We start from the raw sequence: 24,499 nt of genomic DNA on the forward strand, positions 1-24,499 counted from the left end.
CCCCGGCACCACCGCCCTGACAGTCACCGTCAACGGCGTCACGAAATCAGCACCCCTGACGGTCACCTGGTGATCCAAATGGGCCGGGATAAGGTCTGCGCGTGATGAACGTGGTGGTGCCGCGGTCCCTGCAGGTTGGTGACCGGATCGCGGTGGTGGCGCCGTCCGGGGCGATGCGGGCGGAGCGGCTCGAGATCGGTACCGAGTACCTGAAGGGGTGGGGGCTCGAGGTCGAGGTGATGCCGTCGGTGCTGGCCGGGCATGAGCGGTTCGCCTATCTGGCTGCTGAGGACAAGGCGCGGGCCGGCGACTTCCGGGACGCGTGGCTCGACGACCGGTTCGCTGCGGTCTTCTGCGGACGCGGCGGGTACGGCGTGCAGCGGATGCTCGAGGCGGTCGACTTCGACGAACTGGCCGCCGTACCGAAGTGGTTCGTCGGCTTCAGCGATATCACCGCACTGCACGAACCACTGAACGCTCGCGGGCTCGTGACCATCCATGGTCCGATGGCGGCCGCAGTCGAGCAGTTGGGCGTGGTAGAAGGTCGCTCCCGCCTGCACGACCTGCTCTTCGAGCCCGAGAGCGTCACCGACCTGCTCGCACCACGCGGCGCACGCACTCTCATCGGAGGTGTCGCGGAAGGCGTGCTGCGCGGGGGCAACCTCGCATTGCTCGCCAGCAGCATCGGTACGCCGACCTACGCGGCACCGTCCGGCGTCGTCGTACTGGAAGACGTGAGTGAGCAGGGTTATCGCATCGACCGGATGCTCACCCAGCTCCTGCGGTCCGGCTGGTTCGATCAGGTGACCGGGATCGTGGTCGGCGACTTCAGTGGGTCGGACGACCAGGGGCTCGCGGCAGACGTCGTACGGGAGCGCCTGGAGCCACTCGGCCTCCCCATGGTGGAGGGGGCTGCGGTCGGCCACGAGGACCTGAACCTCGCCGTACCGCTCGGGCTGCCGGTCCGGCTGGACGCGACAGCCGCGACACTCACTCCACTGTGGCCAGGTGCTGCCGCAGGAAGCTGAAGGCCCTCGGGTACGCGTCCAGCCGGTTCTTCAGCTTGGCCAGCCCATGTCCTTCGTCCGGGTACACGGCCAGCTCGCACGCCACGCCACGCTGCTCCAGCGCCGCAGTGATCTGCTCGGCCTCGGACAGCGGCACCCGCGGGTCGTTGGCCCCGTGGATGACGAACAGCGGCGCCCGGATGTCGTCGACCCGGCTGAGCGGGCTGGCGGTCTCCAGGAACTCCCGGTCGGTCGCGAGGTAGCCGTACTCCCGCTCGCGCGTCGCACGGCGGTAGTCGGACGTGTTCTCCAGGAAGGTCACCAGCGAGGCGATCCCGACGATGTCCACGCCGGCCGCCCACAGCTCCGGCTGGAACGCCAGACCGGCCAGCACCATGTATCCGCCGTACGAACCGCCCCAGAGCACCGCACGGCTCTGGTCGGCGCCGATCGTCGGCAGCCAGGCGTGGATCGCGGCCAGGTCCTTCACCGAGTCCAGCCGCAGCTGGCGGTCGTCCAGCGAGTACCAGCGCTTGCCGTAGCACGCTGAGCCGCGCACGTTCGGCACGATCACGGTGTGCCCCTCGGCGGCCAGGGAGGCGATCACCGGGTGCCAGATGCGCATCGACGCGCCCTCGGGCCCACCGTGGATGTGCAGCACGGTCGATCCCAGATCCGGTCCGGTCGGCCGGAAGACGAAAACCGGCACCTGCTCACCGTCGAACGACGGCACCCGCAGACTCTCCGGCATGGTCAGCTTCGGCACCTCAGGCATGTCCGGCGCCGGTACGGCGATCACTTCGCCACTGGCCGGGACATACCGGTACACCGTCGGCGGTGTGATCGGAGAGCTGTAGGTGAACGCGGCAAACGAACCATCCGGCGACCAGACCGGGTCGGGCGTCCCGAAGGCCAGCGCTGTGCAGCCACCGGCCGGTAGGTCCAGCCGGGCGAGCTCAGACCCGTCGGACAGCCGGTGCGCCGCGAGTGCAACCTCACCGTCGTCGACCACTGCGACCAGCAACTGCTCACCGTCCGGCGACAGCCATGAGGCCAGGTCGTGCGCATCGTCGACCAGTACGTCGCTCCAGGCCGCAGTGCTCAAGTCGTAGCGGCGCAAGGCCTTCCGGTCGCGGTCGGCGTCGCTGGAGACCACGATGGCCGATGAGTCGGGCAGCCAGGACACCTGGCCCTGGTCGTTCAGTGCGTCGGCGGGGGTGAGCTCGGTGACCGTCTGTGTGGCGGTCTCGACGAGCAGGAGCTGTATGGAGTTCGCAGGGGCGCTGGCGACGCACAGCACTACCCAGCGGTCGTCGGGCGAGGCACTGACAGCCATGACCCAGCCGCCGCCGTCGTACAGCACGGTGTCCTCGCCGGTGGCCAGCTCCCGGGCGATCAGGTCGAAGTCGACCCGGTTCCGCCGGTTGGTCGTGTAGAGCACGCGGCCCGGCTTCGCGGCGATCAGGTGGTGCAGGTAGTCGAGGTCGTGCACGAGCGGGGTCATTGTGGGCAGCCCGGGCTCGTCGAGATCGAGGATCGAGAGCTGACCGCGCTCGTTGCCGCCGCTGTCGTGTTCGACGATCACCGACCGGCTGCCCGGGACGAACTGCGCGTGCCGGCAGCTGTCACCGAGGTCGGTGAGTGCGCGCCAGCTGCCGTCCGGGGCGATCTCGTTGACCTGGCGGACACCGGTCCCGTCGTACAGGACGAGCATCCCGCCCTCGTCGTTCACATCGAGAGCTGTCGAAGACGGGAGCGATAACAGCGTAGTCAGCACACTTTCATCCTGACACGTGAGGTGTAGCAAGTGGCAGACATCGCGTCTGCCACTTGCTGCAACCCATTCAGCGGTCGCCGTGCCAGGAGTGCCACAGCGCGGCATAGGGGCCTTGGGCATCGACCAGTTCGTCGTGACCGCCCAGCTCCACAATCCTGCCGTCCTCCACCACCGCAATCACATCCGCATCGTGCGCGGTGTGCAAGCGGTGCGCGATCGCCACCACGGTCCGGCCCTCGAGTACACCGGCGAGCGAGCGCTCCAGGTGCCGAGCGGCCCGCGGGTCCATCAACGAGGTCGCCTCGTCCAGGACCAGCGTGTGCGGGTCGGCCAGCACCAGCCGGGCCAGTGCGACCTGCTGAGCCTGTGCCGGCGTCAGTGTGACGCCGCCGGAGCCCACCTCGGTGTCCAGACCGTCGTCGAACCCAGCCACCCAGCCGTCGGCATCCACCGACCGCAGTGCAGCCCACAGGTCCGCGTCGGTCGCCTCTGTCCGAGCCAGCCGCAGGTTGTCGCGGACACTGCCGACGAACACGTGGTGCTCCTGGTTGACCAGTGCGACATGACTACGGACCTGCTCGGCCGACATCCGGTCGAGGGCAGCACCACCCAGGGTGATGTCACCGACCCGCGGTGAGTAGATGCCGGCCAGCAAGCGGCCCAGTGTCGACTTACCGGCACCGGACGGGCCCACCAGCGCGACCCGCGCTCCGGGCTGCACGGTCAGCGTGACGCCGTGCAGCACGTCGCGCCCTTCCAGGTAGCCGAACCTGACCTCGTCGGCCAGCACGGTCCGGCCTTCCGGCTCGCGCTCCTCACCGAACTGCTCGGTCTCGACCTCGCGAACCCCGACCAGCCGGGCGAGCGACACCTGCGCCACCTGGAGCTCGTCGTACCAGCGGATCATCATGTTGACCGGCTCCACCAGCATCTGGATGTACAGCGCGCTCGTGACGAGCGCACCGACGGTGATCCAGCCCTGCAGCGCGAATCCGCCACCGATCACCAGCACCGCGGCCAGTGCGACCGAGTGCGTCATGTTGATCACCGGGAACAGGATCATCCGCAGATAGAGCGTGTACTTCTCCCAGCCGACCCACTGACCGATCCGGGTGTCACCCAGCTCGATCCGGCGAGTACCGAGCCGGTGCGACTCGACGGTCCGGCCGGCGTCCACGGTCTCGGCCAGCGCCGAGGCGACCGCGGCGTACCCGGCCGCCTCCGAGCGGTACGCCTGCGGCGCCCGGCGGAAGTACCACCGGCCGCCGATGATCAGGATCGGCGCGGCGATCACCACGGCCACCGCCAGCGGCGGCGCAGTGACGATCAGTGCGCCGATCAGCAGACCGGCCCACAGCACAGCGATGGTCAGCTGCGGTACGGCGTCGCGCATGGCATGCGAGAGCCGATCGATGTCGGTGGTGATCCGGGACAGCAGGTCACCGGTCCCGGCGCGCTCCAGCACACCAGGCGGCAGGCCGACAGCGCGGACCAGGAAGTCCTCGCGCAGATCCGCGAGCATCTCCTCACCGAGCACCGCACCACGCAGTCTGGTCATCCGGACGAACACCGTCTGGACCAGCAGCGCGATCGTGAAGCCCAGCACCACATAGGGAAGGTCAACGTCCTGCTGCCCCTGGGACAGCTTCTCCACCACGGTGCCGAGCAGCCAGGGCCCGACCATGCCGCTCAGCGCCGCCACTGCGTTCACCAGGGTCAACCAGGCGAATGCTCGGCGGTGCCTGCGGAACAGTGTCTTCACATAGGCGCGCACAGTTGCGCGACTTGCTACCGGCAGCCGGGCCGCTTCCTGCGGGGCTGCCGGGTCGTACAGAGGGGGTCTCACAACGACTCCTCGAGCGTTGGTTCTTCTTCACGGGTGACGACCGCGCGGTACCGCGGATTGGTGTGCACCAGCTCGTGGTGCGTGCCGACGGCGTCGACGCGCCCGTCCGGCACGAACACCACCCGCTCCGCGCGGTCCAGCATCAGCGGGCTGGACGTGAACACCACAGTGGTCCGCCCTGCTCGCAGTAGTCGCAGTCCGTCGGCGATCCGGGCCTCGGTGTGCGCGTCGACCGCACTGGTCGGCTCGTCGAGCACCAGCACCTGCGGATCGACGTACAGCGACCTGGCGAGTGCAACGCGCTGCCGCTGCCCACCGGACAGTGAACGGCCGCGCTCAGTCAGCACCGCCTGCATCGCGTCGGTCTCACCAGCCGGCAGAGTCTGACGCAGTACGTCGAGGATGTCGGCGCACTGTGCAGCCTCCAGTGCTGTCTCCGGGGAGACCGCACCACTCGCCGGTACGTCGAACAGCTCGCGCACCGTGCCAGACAGCAGCACCGGGTCCTTGTCCTGCACCAGTGCGACCGTGCGCGCCGAATCCAGCGGCAGATCGTCCAGGCCGACACCACCCAGCTGCACCGACGCCTCGTCCGGCTCGGCTGTCGGGCTGTGCCCACCGAGACGGTCGGCCAGCAGACCGCCCGCATCCGGATTGCCCGACACCACTGCGGTGAACGAGCCGGCCGGCACCAGTAGCCCGGAGACCGGGTCGTACAGGTCGCCGTCGGGCAGCTGCGCGGCCGCCGTACCCATGGTGTCGTCGGTGCGCTGCAGTGACAGCACGCGGGCAGCACGCTTCGCGGACACCTTCGAGAAGATGAACGCGCTCGCGGTCTCCTCGAATGTGTGCAGCGGCACCAGCAGGAAGGTGATGAACCCGTACGTCGTGACGAGCTCACCGACCGTGATCCGGCCGGACGCCACCATCCGCACGCCCATCCAGACGATCAGCACCAGGAACAGGCCGAACAGCAGCACCTGGAGTGCGGCGATCAGCGACCACATCCGCGCGCTGCGGACTGCGCTGGCGCGGTACTCCTGTGAGGCCGCGCGGTAGCGGTCCAGGAACAGCTGCTCACCGCCGATACCGCGCAGCACGCGCAGACCGGCCACGGTGTCCGCAGCCAGCTCTGTCGCACGGCCGCCCTTGGCGCGCTGCGCATCGGCACGGCGCTCTGCCGGGCCCATCAGCGGCACGATCGAGAACGCCAGCACCGGAACGGCGATGGCGACCACCAGACCGAGCTGCGGCTCGTAGAACAGCAGGCCGATGACCACGGCGAACGACGTCAGCAGGGCGGCCGTGAACCGGCCGAGCACCTCGACGAACCAGCCGATCTTCTCGACGTCGCCGCTGCTCACCGCCACCACCTCGCCAGCAGCGATCCGCCGGGTGAGCAACGAGCCCAGCTCCGACGCCTTGCGCATCAGCAGTTGCTGCAGGCGCGACGCCGTACAGATCCAGTTGGAGACCACCGCACGGTGGAAGAACGAGTCCGCTCCGGCTTTGGCCGCGCCGAAGACGAGCAGCAGCACGCCGGAGAGGATCAGCTTCGGCCAGGAGCGGTCGATCACGGCCTGCACGGCCAGGCCGACCGCGATCGGGGCGGCCGCGATACCGCCGAAGAAGATCAAACCCCAGAAGACGGCGATCGCTTGACCGCGGAGCTGCTGGTGCTCGAGCCAGAGAATGAGTCGGAGACCGGACCGGGTGTCTGGCACACCTGGGTCGGCAAACGGGATGAGGCGCAAAGACATGACGTCCCACAGACACAGCGTTAGACGGGTGTAGGCATAGAGGGGTAAGGAAGGCACCTGACCAGGCGAATACATCCAGCGTAGGTGGGGCCTCCGACAGTCCGCCAACCCTTTTCCCACCCCTCGGCGGGGACCGGAGTAGATTCGGGACCAATGGATGAAGAGCTGAGTCGCAGGCGGCGGCTCCTGGTGTTGGCGATCTGCTGCTGCAGCCTGTTCGTCGTCGGACTCGACACGACCATCGTGAACCTGGCGCTGCCGGCGATCCGGGCCGAGCTGGGTGCCTCGGTCACTGAGCTGCAGTGGACGATCGACGCCTACACGCTGGTGCTGGCCAGCCTGCTGATGGTCGCCGGCTCCACTGCGGACCGGGTCGGCCGGCGGCGGACGTTCCAGGCCGGTCTGGTGGTTTTCGGCATCGGGTCGTTGCTGTGTGGGTTCGCACCGACCGTCGAGCTGCTGATCGTGTTCCGGATGCTCCAGGCGATCGGTGGCTCGATGATGAACCCGGTGGCGATGTCGATCATCACCAACACGTTCACCGACCCGCGTGAGCGTGCCCAGGCGATCGGTGTCTGGGGTGGTGTCGTCGGCCTCAGCCTGGCGGTCGGTCCGGTGGTGGGTGGCGCACTGGTCGACAGCGTCGGGTGGCGGTTCATTTTCTGGATCAACGTGCCAGTGACGCTACTGGCCGTCGTACTGGCTGCGCTGTTCGTGCCGGAATCGCGGTCGCTGGTACCGCGGCGGATCGATCCGGTGGGGCAGGTGCTGGTCGTTCTGCTGCTGGGCGGGCTGGTCTACGGGATCATCGAGGGCCGTGAGGCCGGGTGGACCTCACCGCTGATCCTGGCGTGCTTCGGACTGACGGTGGTCGCTCTGGTGACGCTGGTGCTCTATGAGCAGCGCAGAGAGCAACCGCTGCTGGAGCCACGGTTCTTCCGCAGTGCGCCGTTCTCCGGAGCCACACTGATCGCAGTGGCCGGTTTTGCTGCGCTCTCCGGTTTTCTGTTCCTCAACTCGCTGTATCTGCAGTCGGTGCGTGGGTACTCCGCTTTGCATGCCGGGTTGCTGACGCTGCCGATGGCCGCGATGGCTGCGGTCTTCGCACCGATCTCTGGCTGGCTGGTCGGGCACCGTGGGCCGCGGCTGCCGCTGGTGGTGGCCGGGACGATGCTGGGCGCGTCTGGGTTGATCTTGTCCCGGCTGACCGGTTCTACGACTGTGGTGGAGTTGGCGGTCGGCTATCTGGTCTTCGGGATCGGTTTCGGCATGCTGAACGCACCCATCACCAATGCGGCCGTTTCTGGCATGCCGCGTGCGCAGGCTGGGGTTGCGGCCGCTGTTGCTTCCACCAGTCGGCAGGTGGGTGCATCGCTCGGTGTTGCGATCGCGGGCACAGTTCTGTCGGCGCGACTCGTCGGACCGCTGGAGAGCGGGTTCGTGTCGGCCGCTCGCCTGTACTGGTACCTGATCGTCGGCTGCGGGCTGCTGGTGCTCACACTCGGTCTGATCACCACAGGTGCCTGGGCCCGCCGTACTGCAGAGGCACTCAGGCTTCCGTGATCCCAGCCCGGTTGAGTGCCTTCAGCCGACCGCGGAGAATCGTCTGCCGCCGCTCCTCGCCCGGGAACAGGTCCAGGTACGCCGCCCCGCGGGCCGCGAGCAGGTCGTCGTCCAACCGCCGTACGGTGCCGGCCGGGTATTTGTGGTTCATCGCGGCTTGTACGGCGAGGCTGTCGATGTCGGTGAGCAGTTCGGTGAGCTCCTCCTCGGTGGTGACGCCCATCCGCGCCAGGATGCTCAGAATCCACGCGTAGTGGGTCGTTTTGGCGTGCGGCGCCTCGGGGTAGCGACGGGTCAGGTAAGTCGTCAGCGTGGCCGGGTTGAGGTCGCGCGGCTGCTTGTCCGGTTCGGCTGCCGCCAGCTCGCGGTAGAGCCGGTCGATCTCGGTGAACTCGTTGTCGGCCAGCTCCATCAACGCGGCCGCCAGCAGGAACCTCCGGTCGAACTCCGGCTTGCGGTTCGGCGGGATGTCCAGCTTGTACCGGATGTCGTGCTCGAACTCGGCCCACGCGTGCTGAACCGCGGTCCGGACCTGGATCTCCATCGTCAGGTTCTTCAGTACGGCGTACTCCGGCAGCTCGCGCCGATGCGCGTTCAGCCGGACCAGGAAGTGCTTGCTGGCATAACCGAACACCCCCTGCGCGCGGGTGTGCGCCCCCATGTCGGTGTGCTCGACGACCTCGAACTCCTCCTCGATCACCTCACACACCCGGTCCACCGCCTCCACCAGGAACGTGATCACCCGGGCCGCGACCAGGTCGGTGATCTGCCCCAACGGATCGTCGTACTTCGGCCGGTTCGGATCATCCGGATGAGCCTTGGCCGCCTTCGCCAGAAACGACTCCGGATCCTTGGCCCGAGCAGTAGCCGTCAGATAGTTGATGCCCTCTTCCTCACCGATCAACTCATTGATCAGTGACTCCAGCTTCCGCGCACCCCCGACGTACTGCTGGTGCACCCGCTCATACAAAGCCGCAGCCTGCACCGCCCACTCCACCCGCCCAACCATGCGGGAACGATAGTGCTCTTCGGGTCGCTGCGGGTGTCTATCGATGTCTACTGTTTCTGCTAGAAAGCTGTAGAGAGTGGTCGCGACACGCTCTCGTTGTTGATTGGTCAATCTACGGAAAACGCTAGACGGCCGCATACAGTGACAGCATGGATCCGATCCGGAATCCCTATGCGCCCGGCGCCGGTCAGCGGCCGCCTGAGCTGGCCGGACGCGACACCGAGGTGCGGCAGTTCGAGGTGGTGCTCGAGCGGGTCGCGGCGGGCAGGCCGGAGCGGAGTCTGGTGCTGAGTGGGCTTCGTGGGGTCGGTAAGACGGTGCTGCTCAATACGCTGCGCAGTCAGGCGATTAAGCGGGCCTGGGGTACGGGGAAGATCGAGGCTCGGCCGGATCAGAGCATTCGGCTGCCGGTTGCGCAGGCGCTGCACACCGCGATGCGCGAGCTGGGGCACCGGCACCGGGATGACGATCGCGTCGACCAGTTCAGCGCCGTACTGAAGGCGTTCGCGCTGCGGACCGATGTGAACGACCGGAAGGGCATCCGGTGGCACCCGCCGGTGGATGTGGCCGCGGCGAAGGGCCGGGCGGACTCCGGTGACCTGGAGATGGACCTGATCGAGCTGTTCACCGATGCGGCGGATCTGGCCGGCGATCTGTCCGTTGGGGTCGGACTGTTCATCGACGAGATGCAGGACATCAGCGCCGACGACCTGTCCGCGCTGTGCGCCGCCTGCCACGAGATCTCTCAGCAGAGCGCACCCATGGTCGTGGTCGGGGCCGGCCTTCCGCACTTGCCCGCCGTACTGTCCGCCAGCAAGTCCTACTCCGAGCGCCTCTTCCGCTACGTCCGCGTCGACCGCCTCGCCCGCGAAGCCTGCGACCGCGCTCTGATGATCCCCGCCGGGAGCGAAGGCGTGGAGTACGACGCAGAGGCCCTGGACGAGCTCTACGCCCAGACCGACGGCTACCCGTACTTCGTCCAAGCCTTCGCCCACGCCACCTGGGACCACGCCCCCACCTCACCCATCACCATCAAAGACGTAGCCGTAGCCGCCCCCGAAGCCTCCGCCGAACTCACCGTCGGCTTCTTCGGCTCCCGCTACGAACGCGCGACCCCAGCCGAACGCGAGTACATGCGCGCCATGGCCGAGCTAGGCATAGCCGCCGACGACGGCTCGGTTCCCACCGCCGAGGTCGCCACCACCCTCAACCGCAAACCCCAGTCCCTCTCCCCAGCCCGAGACGGCCTCATCAAAAAAGGCCTAGTCTTCTCCGCCGAACGAGGCACCGTAGCCTTCACCGTCCCCCACTTCGGCAAGTTCCTCCGCACCCGCACCGCCTGACTCTTCGGGCTGCCCTTTTGTGCAGAGGGTGGGAGTCTGTAGGGTGAATCGGCATGACCACCGGGCGGACTGGCCAGCGTGCTGGGTTGTCTGCGCGTGGGCGGCACAGTCGGCGTAAGTCGCATCGGATGCAGTGGTTCTCGGTGACTGCGTTGGCGGTGCTGGGGACTGTGATGGTGGTGCATCCGGATGTGACCGGGCGGCGGAGTCTGGCGGCTGAGGTTGTTGCGGGGGCAGGTACTCCGGTCGCGCAGCAGGAGCCGGTGGTGGTTGTGCCGACTCCGGTGGTGGTGACTACTCCTACTCCTTCGGTGCATCTGACGACGCCGTTGCGGCCGGCACCTACGTTGACTCGGCAGCCGAAGGGCGCCAAGCCGAATGTGACGGTGTCGAGTGGGAAGCTCAGTGTTGTGCCGGGGTCGGACAAGGCCAGCGGGGTGCGGGACAGGCTGACCTACCGGGTGGAGATCGAGCAGGGGCTGTCGGTGAATCCGGTTGCCGTGGCGGCGAGTATTCACAAGACGCTGACCGACGCGCGCGGCTGGGAGGCGGTGCATCCGGTCAGCTTCGAGCGGACGGACGCCGCTGACGTGGACCTGCGGATCATCGTGGCGACGCCGACGCTGACCGACAAGCTGTGTCTGCCGCTCGACACCGGTGGTGAGGTGTCGTGCCGGGTCGAGGACCGGGTCGTGCTGAACGCCAAACGGTGGATGTACGCAGTTCCGGCGTACGGCGGGGATGTGGCGCTGTACCGCAACTACCTGGTCAATCACGAGGTCGGGCACGCGCTCGGGCACGGGCACTCGACCTGCGCGCAGCCGAAGGCACCCGCGCCGGTGATGATGCAGCAGACCAAGGGACTCGGCGGCTGCCGGCCGAACGCGTGGCCGACGATCAAAGCCACCTGACCACGTCCCGTGAGAAGCTGAGTCCCCAGGGAGGGAGCAGCGATGTCGTCACAGGACTTCCCGACGTACGGACGTGAGCCGGAGCGCCCCAACAAGGAGCGCCCCAACGAGGAGCAGCGCGGCGAGGAGCAGTACATCGCTCCGCCCACCCCGTACGGCGGCCCCACGTATGCCGACGGTGGTCAGCCACTGCCGCCTGCCCCCTACGCGCCTGCACAGCCCTACGGTTCGCAACCGGGTCAGTACGGCGGTCCGCCCACCGACCCCGCGCAGCCCCCGAGCTACCGACCAGGGCACCCGTACGGCGCTCCGGTGGATCCGCATCCGGAGGCGTTCCCGACGTACGGGCGTAAGGAGCCGTTCGAGGGCCGTGATCCGCGGGCGGCCAAGGTGCTGCTGCTGGCCACGCTGATCGCGGCGATCTACGGGCTGATGGTGGTGACGGTCCAGCGGGTCTCGATCCGGGAGATCACCCAGGCACCGGGCTCACCGCTCAACCACCCGCTGCGCACCGACGTGATTGACGCGCTCGGCCAGCTGCTGATCGTTCTGGTCGGCGCTGCGGCGCTAGTGCTGTGGGCGAGAGACGTGCTGGCTCGCCGTAAGGCCGCCCGCCAGCCTGAGGCCATCGAGATCGTCGGTGGCGTGCTGGTGGCCGTCTCACTGGTCCCCCTGCTCATCTGGGCAGGGATGGTGCTGTCGACTGGTCTCGGAGCTGTCGACGCCACCCTGGAGCGGCTGCCGACGGCGTATGCCTGGGGTGGTTTCGGTCTGCTGATCCTCGCGACCGGGCTGTTCCTCGGCTACCGCGAACTCAAGCCGGACCTCGACACCGTGGTTCGGGCCGCGCCCGGCCGTCCGCCCTGGGAGTGAGCGCACCGGTAGTCCTGGTCCCGGGCCTCGGCCTCGGGCCGGAGTCGTACGCACCGACCGTCGAGCACCTCTCGATGCCGTACCGAGTCGTCACACTCCCCGGGTACGGCGAACCGGCCGACGCCCGCGACGACCTGCACCCCCGAGGCTCTCGCTGCCCGCCTGGAGCAGAAGGTCCGGGAGCGGTCGGTGTTCGTCGGGCACTCGGCCGGCGCCCAGATCGTGGCCGAGCTGGCGGCCGCCCACCCCGAGCTGGTGCACGCGCTGGTCCTGATCGCTCCGAGTGGTGACACCAAGTCCGCGAGCTGGCTCGACCTGGGGATGCGCTGGCTGGAGTCGGCCGCACCGGAGTCCCCACGGCTGATCCCGGTCCTGGCACCGCAGTACGCCCGTACGACGTTCTCTACCATCGCCCGGGCGGCTGCCGCCTGCAGACGGCACGACCTGGCCGGTGTGATCAGCAGAGTCCAGGCGCCGGTCGTGATCATCCGCTGCCGCCATGACCATCTGTCACCAGCCGACTGGGCCGACCGCCTGGCCGAGCTGAGCCACGGTGAGTCGCGGACGCTGTCCACTGGGTCACACATGCCGGTGCTGACCAACGGCCCGGAGGTGGCCGCGCTCATCCACCGAGCAGCCGCCGCGCGGCCGACTGACTGAGGCGTTATCGTTGACGCGGTAGCAAACCTCTGCGGGAGCTCGCACCGACATGCGGGCTGAGAGGGCGACTAGACAATCCGGGTCGCCGACCGCCTGAACCTGACCGGGTAATGCCGGCGTAGGGATAGCGATGACAGAACAAATTGCCACGCCTCCGGCGCGGCGGCCATCGGGCTCTAATCCCCGTCCTTCCCTCGTCACTCCAGTCGCTGCGCTCCCTGCGCTCCTCAGTCCAGTCCGGGGCGCCCGATGACAGGCACTGCAGTTCGCCCTGCTTCCACTGAAGCTCCGCTGACACTCACGACGGATGCGCCCAGGACGCTCGGGTTTTTCGACCAGTTCACGCTCTGGGGCAACCTCGGCATCTCCCTGTTCGGCCCGGTGACCGGTGCGCTGGTCGCGGCGTACACAGGCTCTCTGTGGCAGGGCCTGCTCGCGGTGGTCGTCGGGTGCGGGATCGGAGCGCTCGTCCTGGGCGGCGCGGCCGTCTTCGGTTCGCACACCGGTGCACCGGCCATGGCCTGTCTGCGCGGCATTTTCGGTCGTCGCGGCTCGATGGCGCCGACCGTGCTGAACATCGCGCAGAACATCGGCTGGGCGACGATGGAGATCATCGTGATCTCGCAGGCCGCGGTCGCGGTGACGAGTGAACGCTGGCGCTGGCTGTTCGTCGTACTGGCCGGCATCATCGCCACCACGATGGCGGTCCGGCCGCTGGGCAGCGTGAAGGTCCTGCGGAAGTTCATGGTCTGGCTGGTATTGATTGCCTCGGTCTACCTTTTCGTCCAGGTGCTCAGCAAGCCGGTGCAGGATCTGCCGCAGGACGGCGTCTTCGGCTTCTGGCCCGGTGTCGACCTGGCCGCCGCGGGTGTCGTCTCCTTCGCGCCGCTGGCCGCGGACTACACCCGGCACTCACGGAGCAACAAGGCAGCCTTCGCTGGTTCGTCGCTCGGCTACGGCCTGGCCGCGATCCTGTACTACGCCCTGGGTGTCTTCGCGGTCGCGACTCTGCAGACCGACAGCGAAGGCGTGATCACCGCGCTCGTCACGCTGCCGGCCGGCGCGATCGCGTTGTTCGTGCTGCTGGTGGACGAGGTCGACGAGGCCTACGCGAACGTCTACTCGACCACGATGGCCGCCCACAACCTGATCGGTCACGTCGATCGGCGCTGGATCTCGATCGGGATCGGCGTCCTCGCCACCGGCCTCGCGCTGATGGTTGACCTGGGCAACTACACGCAGTTCCTCTACCTGATCGGCTCGGTCTTCATCCCGCTGTTCGCGGTCGCGATCGCCGACTTCTTCCTGGTGAGCAAGATGAACTGGGACGTCTCCGGTACGGCGAAGTTCCGCTGGCAGCCCGCGGTCGCGTGGCTGATCGGGTTCGTCGCCTACCAGCTCGTCAACCCGGGGACAGTCGCCGGCTGGTCGGAGCTCTGGGTCGATGTCCAGGGCAAGGTCTTCGGCGGCAACGCAGTACCGGGCTGGCTGGGAGCGACGTACACGAGCATTGTCGTCTCGATGCTCGCCGCCGTGGTTCTGGGCCGGATCGGGCGCAAGGATACGGTCGCGGCCGGATCGTGACCCGCGGACCGGTGGACAACTGACCGGCGGCACGCGGGATACTTGCGCCCATGCTCAACTCCGCACTGCGTAGCCGGGCCGAGTACGCCGAACTCGGCGTCGACGGTCTGGCTGCGCGGACTTCGCCCGAGCGGGACGCAGACATCGTGAAGGCCGTCGAAGAACTACTGGACGGCCGCGACTCGGTTCTCGATCTGTGCTGTGGCTACGGCCGGATCTCGCTCCCGCTCCGGCGGGCCGGGAAGACCGTGCGCGCCCTCGACATCTCACCGAACCTGGTCGAAGCCGGCCGGATCCGGGCCGCCGAGGAGGAGCTGGCGATCGACTGGGCGATCGGTTCGATGACCGATCTGCCGTACGCGTGGGATTCGTTCGACGCGGTGATCTGCCTGTGGACCGCGTTCCACGAGCTGTTCGCCGAGGACGAGCAGATCTCGACGATCTGCGAGATCTCCCGGGTGCTGAAGCCGGGCGGGATCGCGATCATCGAGGGCCCGTCCTGGGGACCGGCCACGGCCGGCGAGATCGCGCTGGGGATGCGGCAGGGACCGGAGCACCGGATCGTCACCACCGAGCACGCCGACGGTCTGAGCAGCGTGCACTACATCCACGACGAAATCAGCTACGGCCGGCTCTGCGCCGCCGCCGGGATCGACAACTACAAGGTCTACAAGCGTGAGTGGGGCGGCCGGCGCCGGCTGATCCTCGAGATCCACGCCTGAAACGCACCCCGAAAGAATAGGAGCAGATCCCCACTCCACATTGGGGACCTGCTCCTGATCGGTTCAACGGTAAAGACATTCCCGCGGCTACGGGGAAATGATTCTTTTCTTTTCAAGATTCAACAGATAACGCTTGGCCTCGAGCCCGCCCGCGTACCCGGTCAGCGCGCCACTCGCGCCGATCACCCGGTGGCACGGCAGCAGGACACACACGGGATTCGCGCCGAGCGCCGTACCGACGGCTCTGGCTGCCTTGGGCCGGTCGATCTCCCCGGCGAGCTGTCCATAGGTCTTGGTGTGTCCGTAGCTGGTGTGGTTGCGAAGGTCGGCGAGAACCAATTGCTGGAACGGTGTCGCAAGTGCGAGATCGACCTGCACAGTGAATTCCTGGCGTTTCCCGGTGAGGTATTCGTCCAACTCCCGCCGTACGACGTCCAGCGCGCGCGGCTGGCGGAGGACCCGAGGCGACACGGCGCGAGCCAGTCGCCCGGTGATCGTCTCCTCGTCGCCGAACGAACTCGCCACCACCCGGCCGTGCGCGACCGCCAGCAGCATGGTGCCGATCGGGGTGTCGTGCAGGGTATAGGCGACGTCCGCGTCCGGCAGGACAGGTGGTTTGAGGTCGGATGTGCTGAACCGGGTGAGCCGGTCCTCCAGTGAGTTCATGATGTGACTCCGAGGGTACGGCGCAGGGTCGCGAGAGCGTCGCTGACGAGTCGGCGCGAGGCTGCGGGGGTGGTGTCCAGGGCGGCGGCCACGCCGTGGTGGTCCAGGTCGCCGACGTACTTGAGGGTGATCGCGTACCGCTGCCGCTCGGGCAGCCCGTTGACCGCCTGCCACAGGTCGGGATCCGGCCAGTCGGCGGCGTCCGGGCCGTCGACCGCGATCGGCGGTGCGTCGTCGAGCGGCCGTTGCGGCCGGCGGGCCCGGTGGACGTCGGTCGCGCACCGGGCGGTGATGGTGAGCAGCCAGCTGCGCAGGTTCTTCGCCGAGGTCAGCCCCGGATAGGCAGCGAACGCCTTCTCCCATGCGCGTTGCGCCACGTCGTCGCCGTCCACGGGCCCGGCCAACGCGCGGGCCAGGCGGGCCACGTCCCGCCAGTGCGCGTCGACGAGCGCCTGGAACGGCGGCAGTCCGACAGTCACCATGCCCATTAAACGCAGCAGCCTCCCAGAGTGTGAGGGCAGCCCTGGCCGAGACCGGCGTCCCGTATCGCGAGATTGTGCAGTTCTCCAGTAGACATTGATGCGAAGATTGCTGACATGACGACGACCTTGCTCACCCGCCGTCGCGTCATCGATCTGCTGCGGACGGCGAGCGCCACCTGTCGGTGACCCCTGTTCTGCCTGCGCCATCACCCTGATCTTTTCTGCGTGCCCCCTTGTTCGAGGGAGACCCATGTCTGTCCCTGCTGTGCACCGCCCTGCCCTGTCACTGGTTCCGGACCGTTCCGAGGAGCGGATCGTCGACGCCGACGTCTACCGGAACGTCTTCCGTCGCCACGCCGCCGGCGTCGTGGTGATCACCGCCGACGCCGGGCACGGCCCGGTCGGCTTCACCGCCACCTCACTGGTCTCGGTGAGCCTGCTGCCGCCGCTGGTCTCGTTCGCGATCGACACCAAGGCGTCCAGCTGGCCGACCGTCAGTCGCACCGAGTCCCTCGCGATCAACTTCCTGTCCGACGACCAGCAGGCCATCGCCGGCCGCTTCGCCACCAGCGGCATCGACCGCTTCGCGGCGCCGACCCGCTGGTCCCGCCTGCACACCGGGGAGCCCGTGCTCGACGAGGCGCCGAGCGTCCTGCGTGCGCACGTCGAACACCGCTTCGCCGTCGGCGACCACTACCTGGTCGTCGCCCGCCTGATCACCCATACCGAACGCCGTGAGCACGAGCCGTTGCTCTACCACGACGGCCGTTACGCCACCGCCACCCCAAGGGTTCACCATGTCTAAGTCATTCAAGTACTTCGCTCTGGCCGCGCTGCTCGTCGTGAGTGGCTGCAGCGGCGCGGCGCAGGCGGGCGGTGGCGCGAAACTCGCGCTGGACGCACCGCTGCCGACGACCGTCCCGGACGGCGCGAAGATCGTCGTCGGCGACCCGGCCACTCAGGTCGCGTTCAAACTGTCCGGCCAGTTCGACAAGGTGTCGAAGTACGTCGAGTTCGCCAACCTGAGCGGCGGTCCGCAGACCACCGAGGCGTTCCGGGCGCACGCCCTCGACCTCGGTTCGGTGGCCGAGATCCCGGCGATCCACGCGACCTGGACCGGGTTGAAGGTGAAGATCGTCGCCTCGAAGTTCCGTCAGGACGCGATCAACCACCCGATCTACGAGCTCGGCATCGCACCCGGCGTCAACGTGAAGACACTCGCTGATCTGCGCGGGAAGTCGATCGCGTTCAGTCCGGGGCAGGCGCAGGGTGCGCTGATCCTCAAGGTGCTGAAGAAGGCCGGGCTGACCAAGGACGACGTGAAGCTGATCGAGCTGCCGAGCACGGGTGACGTTTATGTGAACGCCCTTGCAGGTAAGCAAGTTGACGTTGCGCCGATCGGCGGCGTACAGATCAAGCGGTATCAGACCAAGTACGGCAAGGACGGCGCGACGACCCTTCAGCACGGGATCCGGGATGATGCTGGGCACCTGTACGGGCCGGTCGAGTCGCTCGAGGATCCCGCCAAGGCGGCCGCGATCCGTGCGTACGTCGCCGCGTGGGGGGTGGCGCAGGACTGGATCGACAAGCACCCGAAGGAATGGATCGCCGGGTACTACGTGAAGGACCAGGGGCTCACCGAGGCCGACGGGCAATGGCTCGTGGACAACGCCGGCCGCCCGGAGATCACGGCCGACTGGAGCGACGCGATCACCCGGAACCAGGAGACGATCGAGTTGCTGGCCGCGGAGACCAAGAACCCGGTGATCCAGGCCAAGGACCTCTACGACCTGCGGTTCCAGGCCGTCGCGGCGGACGCTATCAAGGCAGGTGCGGCGAAATGACAGTCACCAGCCTGCCCGGGTTGCGGACCGCCCCCCGGACCGCACCAGTTGTACGGCGCCGCCGGCTCGGACCGGGGAAGCCGATCAAGTTCGGGGCCGCGATCGGACCGGTTCTGCTGCTCGCCGTGTGGAGCGTCGGCTCGGCCACCGGCTGGATCGATCAGCGCGTGCTGTCGGCGCCGTGGACGGTCGTCACGACCGCCGGTGAGCTGATTTCCGACGGCCGTCTGCAGTCGAACCTGTGGACGTCGTCGCAACGCGCCCTGGTCGGACTCGGCCTCGGAATCGTGCTGGGCGTCGTACTGGCGCTGATCTCCGGACTGTCCCGGCTCGGCGAGGCGATTCTCGACGGACCGATCCAGATCAAGCGCGCGATCCCGTCCCTCGCCCTGCTCCCGCTGCTGATTCTGTGGCTGGGGATCGGGGAGTCGATGAAGGTCGTGACGATCCTGCTGGGCGTCTTCGTGCCGATCTACATCCACACCCACAACGGCCTCCGCACCATCGACAGCCGGTACGTCGAACTCGCGCAGACCGTCGGATTGTCGCAGCGCGAGTTCATCCGCCGGGTGGTTCTGCCGGGTGCGCTGCCCGGGTTCCTGCTCGGTCTGCGGTTCGCCGTGACCGGAGCGTGGCTGTCGCTGGTGGTGGTCGAGCAGATCAACGCCACCAGCGGTATCGGCTACATGATGGAGCTGGCCCGGACGTACGGGCAGACCGACATCATCATCGTCGGCCTGGTTCTGTACGGCATTCTCGGGCTGCTCTCCGACGGGGCTGTCCGCTTGATTCAGAGGAGGGCCCTGACATGGCGCCGTACGCTGGCCTCGTAACCACTGTCCGGGTTCGCGATCTGGTTCGCCGGTACGACGATCGCGCCGTACTGGACGGTGTCGATCTGGACATCGCGCCCGGGGAATTCGTTGCCCTGCTGGGGAAGAGCGGTTCCGGGAAGAGCACGTTGCTGCGCGCGCTCGCCGGTCTCGATCCGTCGGTCGACGGTTCCGGGGAGATCGCCGTACCGGGGCAGGTGTCGGTCGTCTTCCAGGATTCACGGTTGTTGCCGTGGGCAAAGGTTCTGGACAATGTCGTGCTCGGGTTACGCGGTTCTGAGGAGCGTGGGCGCGAGAGCCTGGCCGAGGTTGGGCTTGCGGGTCGCGAGGACGCTTGGCCCAATGAGCTTTCGGGTGGTGAGCAGCAGCGGGTCGCATTGGCTCGGTCGCTGGTGCGGGAACCCGAGCTGTTGCTGGCCGATGAGCCGTTCGGGGCGCTGGATGCGCTGACCCGGTTGAAGATGCACGTGCTGCTGCGGAAGCTGTGTGCGGCGCATCAGCCGGCCGTGTTGCTGGTGACGCATGACGTCGACGAGGCGATCGTGCTGGCTGACCGGGTGATCGTCCTCGACGCAGGGCGGTTGGTTGCCGGAGAGATCATCTCGTTGGGTTCCGTGCGGAGTTCGGCGGATCCGGAGTTCGCCGCGGTGCGGTCACGGCTCCTTGATGCATTGGGGGTTTCGTTGTGAGTAAGCACTTGCATCTGAATGCGTTCCTGATGAGCACCGGGCATCACGAGGCGTCGTGGCGGTTGCCGGAGAGTAACCCGTTCGCGAACACGACTATCGAGCACTACCTGGAGCTGGCGCGGATCGCCGAGCGTGGATTGTTCGACTCGGTGTTCTTCGCGGATTCGCCGGCGTTGTTCGGGGAGGTCGGCCGGCGTCCGGCGGGTTCGCTGGAACCGACCGTGCTGCTGACGGCGATCGCCGCGGCCACGTCGCGGATCGGGCTGATCGCTACCGCGTCGACGACGTACAACGATCCGTTCAATCTGGCTCGGCGGTTCGCCAGCGTCGATCACGTCAGCCATGGGCGGGCCGGCTGGAACGTCGTGACCACGGCGGGTCCGGACGCGGCGAAGAACTTCAACCTCGCCGATCAGCCGGCTCATGCGGAGCGGTACGACCGGGCGGCGGAGTTCCTCGAGGTCGCGTACAAGCTGTGGGACTCGTGGCAGGACGACGCCGCGATCGCCGACAAGGAGGCCGGCGTCTGGGCGGTCAACGACCGCGTCGTACCGATCGATCACGTCGGCCGGCACTTCCAGGTCCGCGGCCCGCTGAACCTGCCGCGGTCGCCGCAGGGGCACCCGCTGATCGTGCAGGCCGGGTCGTCGGAGGATGGCAAGGGCCTGGCCGCGCGGTACGCCGAGGCCGTCTTCACCGCGCAGCAGACGCTGGCGGACGCGCAGGACTTCTACCGCGATCTGAAGGCCCGTACGGCGGCGTTGGGGCGGGATCCGGGGACGATCAAGATCCTGCCGGGGATCGTGCCGGTGATCGGGTCGACGGTCGAGGAAGCGCAGCGTCTGGAACGGCAACTCGATGAGCTGATCCGGCCGGAGTACGCGCGGGCGCAGTTGGCCAAGACGCTGCGAGTCGCTCCGGAAGCCCTGCCGCTCGACCAGCAACTGCCGGACGAGCTGCCGGATGAGGACGAGATCGAGGGCGCGAAGAGCCGCTACACGCTGATCGTCACGCTGGCCCGCCGCGAGAAACTGACCGTCCGCGAACTGATCGGCCGCCTGGGTGGCGGTCGCGGCCACCGCACCTTCACCGGTACGCCGGACCAGGTGGCGGACGCGATTGAGCAGTGGTTCGCGGCCGGAGCGGCCGACGGCTTCAACATCATGCCGCCGGTGCTCCCGTCCGGGCTGACGGTCTTCGTGGACGAGGTCATCCCGATCCTGCAGGCCCGCGGGCTCTTCCGCACCGAGTACACCGGGACGACGTTGCGCGACCACTACGGCCTGGCCCGTCCGCCCGGCCGGTCCGTCTTGGTGCAGGAGGCAACCGGTTAGACCCGGACCACCAGCTTTCCGACCGCGTGGCCGTCGGCCATGATCCGGTGCGCTTCGCCGATCTCGTCCATCGTGAAGACGCGGTCGATCCGGATCGAGAGTTTGCCGGCGGCCACCAAGTCGCAGTACCGCTGGAATGCCTCGGCGGGGAGGTCGTTGCTTTCCCCGCTGTAGGCGGTCAGCCGGACGCCGTTCGGAAGGTAGTCCATCGGGTAGAAGTCCGGGATCGACCAGTTGTCGCTGAGCATTCCGGTGAAACACGCGGTGCCATGGACGGCGACGGCTTTCAACGTGTCCGGAAGAGTATTTGTGCCGACGAGTTCGAGAGCGGCCTGGACGCCTTCGGGCTGGATTTCCCGCACCTTTGCCGCGACGTTGCCGTCGTCAACGATCGGATGGTCGACACCGTGTTGTTTCAGCACGTCGACGCGGTCCGGATTCCGGGTCGTGGAGAACACGGTCAGCCCGTGTTCCTTGGCGATCGCGGCCGCGGCCACCCCGACCGACGACGTACCGCCGCGGATCAGCACGCTCTGGCCGGGTTCGATCGCCAGGCCGGTGAACAACGAGCCGTGGGCGGTCTGCAGCATCTCCGGGAGTGCGCCGAGGGTGGCCCAGTCCAGGTCGGTGCTGATAGGGACGATCGAGGAGGCGGGGACGACGACGTACTCGGCGTAGCCGCCGTCGTACTGGCGGCCCATCCCGCCCATCATTGCGGCCACCTGCTGGCCCGGGGCGAACTCGCCGTTCGGGGCGGCGTCGACGGTGCCGACCGCCTCGATCCCGGGGATGATCGGGAAGGTCGCCCCGGTCGCCAGGCCGGCCCGGAGGTGGTACTCCGAGCGGTTCAGTCCGAAGGCCTCCACCTTGATCCGGACCCAGCCCGGATCCGGCTCGGGAACCGGCACCCGCCGTACTCGTAATTCCTCTGGTTCCACCGGGTGGTCCAGCACGATCGCACGCATGTCCATGGCGATCATCATGCCTTGGCACTTGTCGTGTCAGAGTTCTCGTATGGGGAAACGCCCGAGCGTGGTGGCGCACCGTGGATCCAGTGAGACCAGTCCTGAGCACACGCTCGCGGCGTACCGCCGAGCGATCGACGCCGGGGCCGACGGTCTGGAATGTGACGTCCGGCTGACCGCGGACGGTCATCTGGTCTGCGTTCACGACCGCCGGATCGAACGCACGTCGAGCGGCCGTGGCGTGCTGTCCACGATGAGCCTGCAGGAGCTGGAGGCGCTCGACTGGGGTTCGTGGAAGAACCCGTGGTCGGACCTCGACGACGAAGCCGAGTTGCCGGATCCGGACCTGTCCACGGTGCTGACGCTGGACAAGCTGCTGGCGACCGTCCGGGACGCCGGTCGGCCCCTTGAGTTGGCGATCGAGACCAAGCACCCGACTCGGTACGCCGGACTGGTGGAACGGCGGCTGATCGAGGCGCTCGGGCGGTACGGCTGGTCGCATCCGAAGATCGGAACGGAGTCGCCGGTCCGGGTGATGAGCTTCTCCTGGCTGTCGCTGCGACGAATGCGGGTGCTCGCGCCAGGGCTCCGAACGGTGTTGCTGATGGACCGGGTGCCACTGCGTTTCCGCGACGGCTCGCTGCCAACCGGTGTTTCGTGTGCCGGGCCGAGTCTGGAGATCGTCAGCGCACACCCGGAGTACGTCGATCGTGCGCACAAGCACGGTCATCAGGTGCATGTCTGGACGGTGAATGCCGACGCCGACATCCGGCACTGCCGGGACATCGGGGTGGACGCGATCATCACTGACCGGCCGGAGTCCGCACTCCGCGTGTTGTCGGACGAGAGCCGAGAGATAGGACGTCCGTAGTTGTGTCTTTGTGAATGCGGGCGGTCATTGTCACGTTAAATACCGTCGCTTTCATCACAGTTTCCTGACAATCGCCGTGATGTAGGCGGTAGCTGTGTAACGGAATTCGGACAGGTGTTTTCCACGGCAGGAAGTGGGCAGAACCTCTGATGGCTGTTCCGATCATCGAGGAGACCCTGCTTGTCCTCAGCGACCCTGCCTGCCGACGTAAGTGTCGTGGACGTCGTACTGCCGCACGAAGTGTCCGCGGTAGCGGATGCCCGGCGCCGTCTGGCCGCATACCTCAAGCGGTACCGGGTGACCGACGCAGCGTGTGACGACGCCGCGCTCGTGCTCTCGGAGCTGCTCTCCAACGCCATCCGGTACGCGCCCGCGCTGCCGGCCGGTGAGGTGCGCGCGGCCTGGTGGATCGACCAGGCCGGGATTCACGTCGAGGTCACCGACGGTCGCGGTGAGACCGAGCCGCAGCGGATCGACGACACCCACCCGGAGTCGATCGGCGGCCGCGGGCTCGCGATCGTCGACGTACTGACCTCGCACTGGGACGTCCGGACCGGCACCGCGCACCGGACCGTGCACGCGATCGTCCCGAACTGACTCCGCGGGTTCGCCGTACGGTGGTGCGGACTGCAAGACTGCGGTCATGGGAAAGAAGTCGCGGCAGCGCGCGAAGAACACGACGACCGTCACCCTCGACCCGGCCGACCTGGTCGACGTCGGTCCGCGGGAACCATGCCCCTGCGGTTCGGGCAAGCGGTTCAAGCAGTGCCACGGCAAGGAGATCGCGGCCGCCGCGGACACCTGGGTGGTGCGTCCGTTCGAGGGGCTGCCGGCCGAGTGTGACCTGATCGCGTTCCGCGAGATCGTCCCCGCTGGTACGGCGCAGGTCGTGCTGAAGGAGTCGGGCAAGACCGTCAACCTGGTGACGCTGCTCCCGATGGCGATGCCCGGCCTGGTCCGCGACGACGAGTCGATCTGGATCGGCCTGCAGACACACGCCTCCTCCGGCGACCCGTCCCGCGACCTCGGCCACGCCATCACCGCGGCCCTCAGCACCGAGCCCGGCAACCCGATCCAGGTTGGCGACCTGATGAAGGACGGCCCTCGGCTGCAGGACCTGATCGACACCTCGAAGCCGATCGAGGTCAAGGTGCACGAGGGCTTCGACTTCTGGGTCGGCGAGAACGTCGAAGACCCGACCGGTGAGGTGGCAGCCGGCCTCGAGCGCGCCAACGCCGCAGCCGCCCCGACCGTCCGCCTCGAATCCGTCGACGCGGCGTACTGGACCCAGATCGGCGACCGCATTTACCTCCGCTGGGTCCTCCCGCACACCGAAGACACCGTCCTGGACGCCCTGGCCCGCCTGCACGCCGCCGGCCAGTCCCCCCTCGTCGAAGACAGCCGCCTGATCGGCTCCTTCCGAGCCCTCGGCGTCCTCGCCCCCGTCTGGGAACTCCCCACCGGCACCGAAGCCGCCGACGTGGAAAAACCAGCCGCCGACTTCGCCGCAGCCCTGGAGAAGGCGCTAGCCACCACCACCCCCCTAACCACCGAAGAACGAGCAGCCCGAGCCGGCCTAGCCAGCCGCCAACTAACCATCCGCTAGCCGACACTGAACCCACCCGCCGACTGCGCCGGCCGCGAACGTCCGCGGCCGTGCGCTCGCGCGACTGAACCCAGTGTGCTGATTGCCTCCGAGTGGGTTCAGTGTGCCGGGCGGACCGCCACCACCCAGTAAGTCGCGTGGATGGTGGCTGTCT

The 24,499-nt window shown here is 67.8% G+C and carries 22 protein-coding genes, 1 pseudogene and 1 riboswitch; of the genes and pseudogenes, 16 read left to right on the plus strand and 7 right to left on the minus strand.

What is annotated here, in order from left to right:
* Positions 1-104 precede the first annotated feature (104 nt).
* The gene (locus E1261_RS23635) at positions 105-1,028 is read left to right on the plus strand and encodes a S66 peptidase family protein (RefSeq protein ID WP_132410032.1); all 924 of its coding nucleotides are present in this window, start codon (positions 105-107) and stop codon (positions 1,026-1,028) included.
* Here the strand turns inward: E1261_RS23635 and E1261_RS23640 are convergent.
* The 3 genes from E1261_RS23640 to E1261_RS23650 all read right to left on the minus strand — a co-directional run bounded on the left by E1261_RS23640 (position 991) and on the right by E1261_RS23650 (position 6,390).
* Complete coding sequence (locus tag E1261_RS23640; protein WP_202874967.1) at positions 991-2,784, minus strand: S9 family peptidase; 1,794 nt, start codon at positions 2,782-2,784, stop codon at positions 991-993. The two genes, E1261_RS23635 and E1261_RS23640, sit on opposite strands and share 38 nt — an antisense overlap.
* 67 nt (positions 2,785-2,851) lie before the next feature.
* Positions 2,852-4,630, minus strand: a complete 1,779-nt coding sequence (locus tag E1261_RS23645) for an ABC transporter ATP-binding protein (protein WP_132409994.1) — start codon at positions 4,628-4,630, stop codon at positions 2,852-2,854.
* A complete protein-coding gene (locus tag E1261_RS23650) occupies positions 4,627-6,390 on the minus strand; it encodes an ABC transporter transmembrane domain-containing protein (protein ID WP_132409996.1) in 1,764 nt (587 codons plus the stop codon). The genes E1261_RS23645 and E1261_RS23650 overlap by 4 nt, the downstream gene beginning before the upstream one ends.
* Before the next feature lie 153 nt (positions 6,391-6,543).
* Here E1261_RS23650 and E1261_RS23655 point away from each other — a divergent pair, with 153 nt between their 5' ends.
* Positions 6,544-7,953, plus strand: coding sequence for an MFS transporter (locus tag E1261_RS23655; RefSeq protein WP_132409998.1), 1,410 nt, complete (start codon positions 6,544-6,546; stop codon positions 7,951-7,953).
* Here E1261_RS23655 and E1261_RS23660 read toward each other — a convergent pair.
* Positions 7,940-8,962 carry a GTP pyrophosphokinase gene (locus tag E1261_RS23660; protein ID WP_132410000.1) on the minus strand — a complete coding sequence of 341 codons (1,023 nt, stop codon included), beginning with the start codon at positions 8,960-8,962 and terminating at the stop codon, positions 7,940-7,942. The genes E1261_RS23655 and E1261_RS23660 overlap by 14 nt on opposite strands.
* A gap of 149 nt (positions 8,963-9,111) precedes the next feature.
* On the opposite strand from E1261_RS23660, the gene E1261_RS23665 reads away from it, so the two are divergent.
* The 6 genes and pseudogenes from E1261_RS23665 (at position 9,112) to E1261_RS23690 (ending at position 15,055) form a co-directional block, all read left to right on the plus strand.
* Positions 9,112-10,305, plus strand: coding sequence for an ATP-binding protein (locus E1261_RS23665; RefSeq protein WP_132410002.1), 1,194 nt, complete (start codon positions 9,112-9,114; stop codon positions 10,303-10,305).
* Positions 10,306-10,358: 53 nt separating this feature from the next.
* Positions 10,359-11,216 (plus strand): DUF3152 domain-containing protein, encoded by an 858-nt coding sequence (locus tag E1261_RS23670; protein WP_132410004.1) that lies wholly within the window; start codon positions 10,359-10,361, stop codon positions 11,214-11,216.
* A gap of 42 nt (positions 11,217-11,258) precedes the next feature.
* On the plus strand, positions 11,259-12,089 hold the full coding sequence (locus E1261_RS23675) for a hypothetical protein (protein ID WP_132410006.1): 831 nt from the start codon (positions 11,259-11,261) through the stop codon (positions 12,087-12,089).
* 159 nt (positions 12,090-12,248) lie between these two features.
* Positions 12,249-12,749 (plus strand): annotated as a pseudogene (locus tag E1261_RS23680) (alpha/beta fold hydrolase); the annotation flags it as partial.
* Positions 12,750-12,770: 21 nt separating this feature from the next.
* A riboswitch (TPP riboswitch) is annotated at positions 12,771-12,892 on the plus strand.
* 106 nt (positions 12,893-12,998) lie between these two features.
* Positions 12,999-14,333 carry a purine-cytosine permease family protein gene (locus E1261_RS23685; RefSeq protein ID WP_132410008.1) on the plus strand — a complete coding sequence of 445 codons (1,335 nt, stop codon included), beginning with the start codon at positions 12,999-13,001 and terminating at the stop codon, positions 14,331-14,333.
* A gap of 50 nt (positions 14,334-14,383) precedes the next feature.
* Positions 14,384-15,055, plus strand: coding sequence for a class I SAM-dependent methyltransferase (locus tag E1261_RS23690; protein ID WP_132410010.1), 672 nt, complete (start codon positions 14,384-14,386; stop codon positions 15,053-15,055).
* A gap of 87 nt (positions 15,056-15,142) precedes the next feature.
* Here E1261_RS23690 and E1261_RS23695 read toward each other — a convergent pair whose 3' ends face one another.
* Together E1261_RS23695 and E1261_RS23700 are read right to left on the minus strand one after the other, a co-directional pair.
* Positions 15,143-15,721: a methylated-DNA--[protein]-cysteine S-methyltransferase gene (locus E1261_RS23695; RefSeq protein WP_132410012.1), complete on the minus strand. Its 579-nt coding sequence runs from the start codon at positions 15,719-15,721 to the stop codon at positions 15,143-15,145.
* Complete coding sequence (locus tag E1261_RS23700) at positions 15,718-16,200, minus strand: RNA polymerase sigma factor (RefSeq protein WP_238176390.1); 483 nt, start codon at positions 16,198-16,200, stop codon at positions 15,718-15,720. The genes E1261_RS23695 and E1261_RS23700 overlap by 4 nt, the downstream gene beginning before the upstream one ends.
* A gap of 253 nt (positions 16,201-16,453) precedes the next feature.
* Here E1261_RS23700 and E1261_RS23705 point away from each other — a divergent pair, with 253 nt between their 5' ends.
* The 5 genes from E1261_RS23705 to E1261_RS23725 are packed head-to-tail and all read left to right on the plus strand — an operon-like array spanning position 16,454 to position 20,903.
* Positions 16,454-17,008 (plus strand): flavin reductase family protein, encoded by a 555-nt coding sequence (locus tag E1261_RS23705; protein ID WP_132410016.1) that lies wholly within the window; start codon positions 16,454-16,456, stop codon positions 17,006-17,008.
* Positions 17,001-18,047 (plus strand): ABC transporter substrate-binding protein, encoded by a 1,047-nt coding sequence (locus tag E1261_RS23710; protein WP_132410018.1) that lies wholly within the window; start codon positions 17,001-17,003, stop codon positions 18,045-18,047. Before E1261_RS23705 ends, E1261_RS23710 begins: the two co-directional genes overlap by 8 nt.
* Complete coding sequence (locus E1261_RS23715) at positions 18,044-18,880, plus strand: ABC transporter permease (protein WP_132410020.1); 837 nt, start codon at positions 18,044-18,046, stop codon at positions 18,878-18,880. The genes E1261_RS23710 and E1261_RS23715 overlap by 4 nt, the downstream gene beginning before the upstream one ends.
* Positions 18,856-19,569: an ABC transporter ATP-binding protein gene (locus E1261_RS23720; RefSeq protein WP_132410022.1), complete on the plus strand. Its 714-nt coding sequence runs from the start codon at positions 18,856-18,858 to the stop codon at positions 19,567-19,569. The genes E1261_RS23715 and E1261_RS23720 overlap by 25 nt, the downstream gene beginning before the upstream one ends.
* Entirely contained in the window at positions 19,566-20,903 is a 1,338-nt protein-coding gene (locus E1261_RS23725) for an LLM class flavin-dependent oxidoreductase (RefSeq protein WP_238176391.1), read from the plus strand. Before E1261_RS23720 ends, E1261_RS23725 begins: the two co-directional genes overlap by 4 nt.
* Here E1261_RS23725 and E1261_RS23730 read toward each other — a convergent pair.
* Complete coding sequence (locus E1261_RS23730; protein ID WP_202874969.1) at positions 20,900-21,874, minus strand: zinc-binding alcohol dehydrogenase family protein; 975 nt, start codon at positions 21,872-21,874, stop codon at positions 20,900-20,902. The two genes, E1261_RS23725 and E1261_RS23730, sit on opposite strands and share 4 nt — an antisense overlap.
* Positions 21,875-21,917: 43 nt before the next feature.
* Between E1261_RS23730 and E1261_RS23735 the strand changes: the two genes are divergently transcribed.
* The 3 genes from E1261_RS23735 to E1261_RS23745 all read left to right on the plus strand — a co-directional run bounded on the left by E1261_RS23735 (position 21,918) and on the right by E1261_RS23745 (position 24,345).
* Positions 21,918-22,739 carry a glycerophosphodiester phosphodiesterase gene (locus E1261_RS23735; protein ID WP_132410024.1) on the plus strand — a complete coding sequence of 274 codons (822 nt, stop codon included), beginning with the start codon at positions 21,918-21,920 and terminating at the stop codon, positions 22,737-22,739.
* A 180-nt stretch (positions 22,740-22,919) separates the two neighbouring features.
* Positions 22,920-23,336 carry an ATP-binding protein gene (locus tag E1261_RS23740; RefSeq protein ID WP_132410026.1) on the plus strand — a complete coding sequence of 139 codons (417 nt, stop codon included), beginning with the start codon at positions 22,920-22,922 and terminating at the stop codon, positions 23,334-23,336.
* Positions 23,337-23,382: 46 nt separating this feature from the next.
* Positions 23,383-24,345 carry a DUF5926 family protein gene (locus E1261_RS23745; RefSeq protein ID WP_132410028.1) on the plus strand — a complete coding sequence of 321 codons (963 nt, stop codon included), beginning with the start codon at positions 23,383-23,385 and terminating at the stop codon, positions 24,343-24,345.
* Positions 24,346-24,499 lie beyond the last annotated feature (154 nt).

The sequence above is a fragment of the Kribbella albertanoniae genome, assembly GCF_004348455.1.
Classification (GTDB): Bacteria; Actinomycetota; Actinomycetes; order Propionibacteriales; family Kribbellaceae; genus Kribbella; species Kribbella albertanoniae.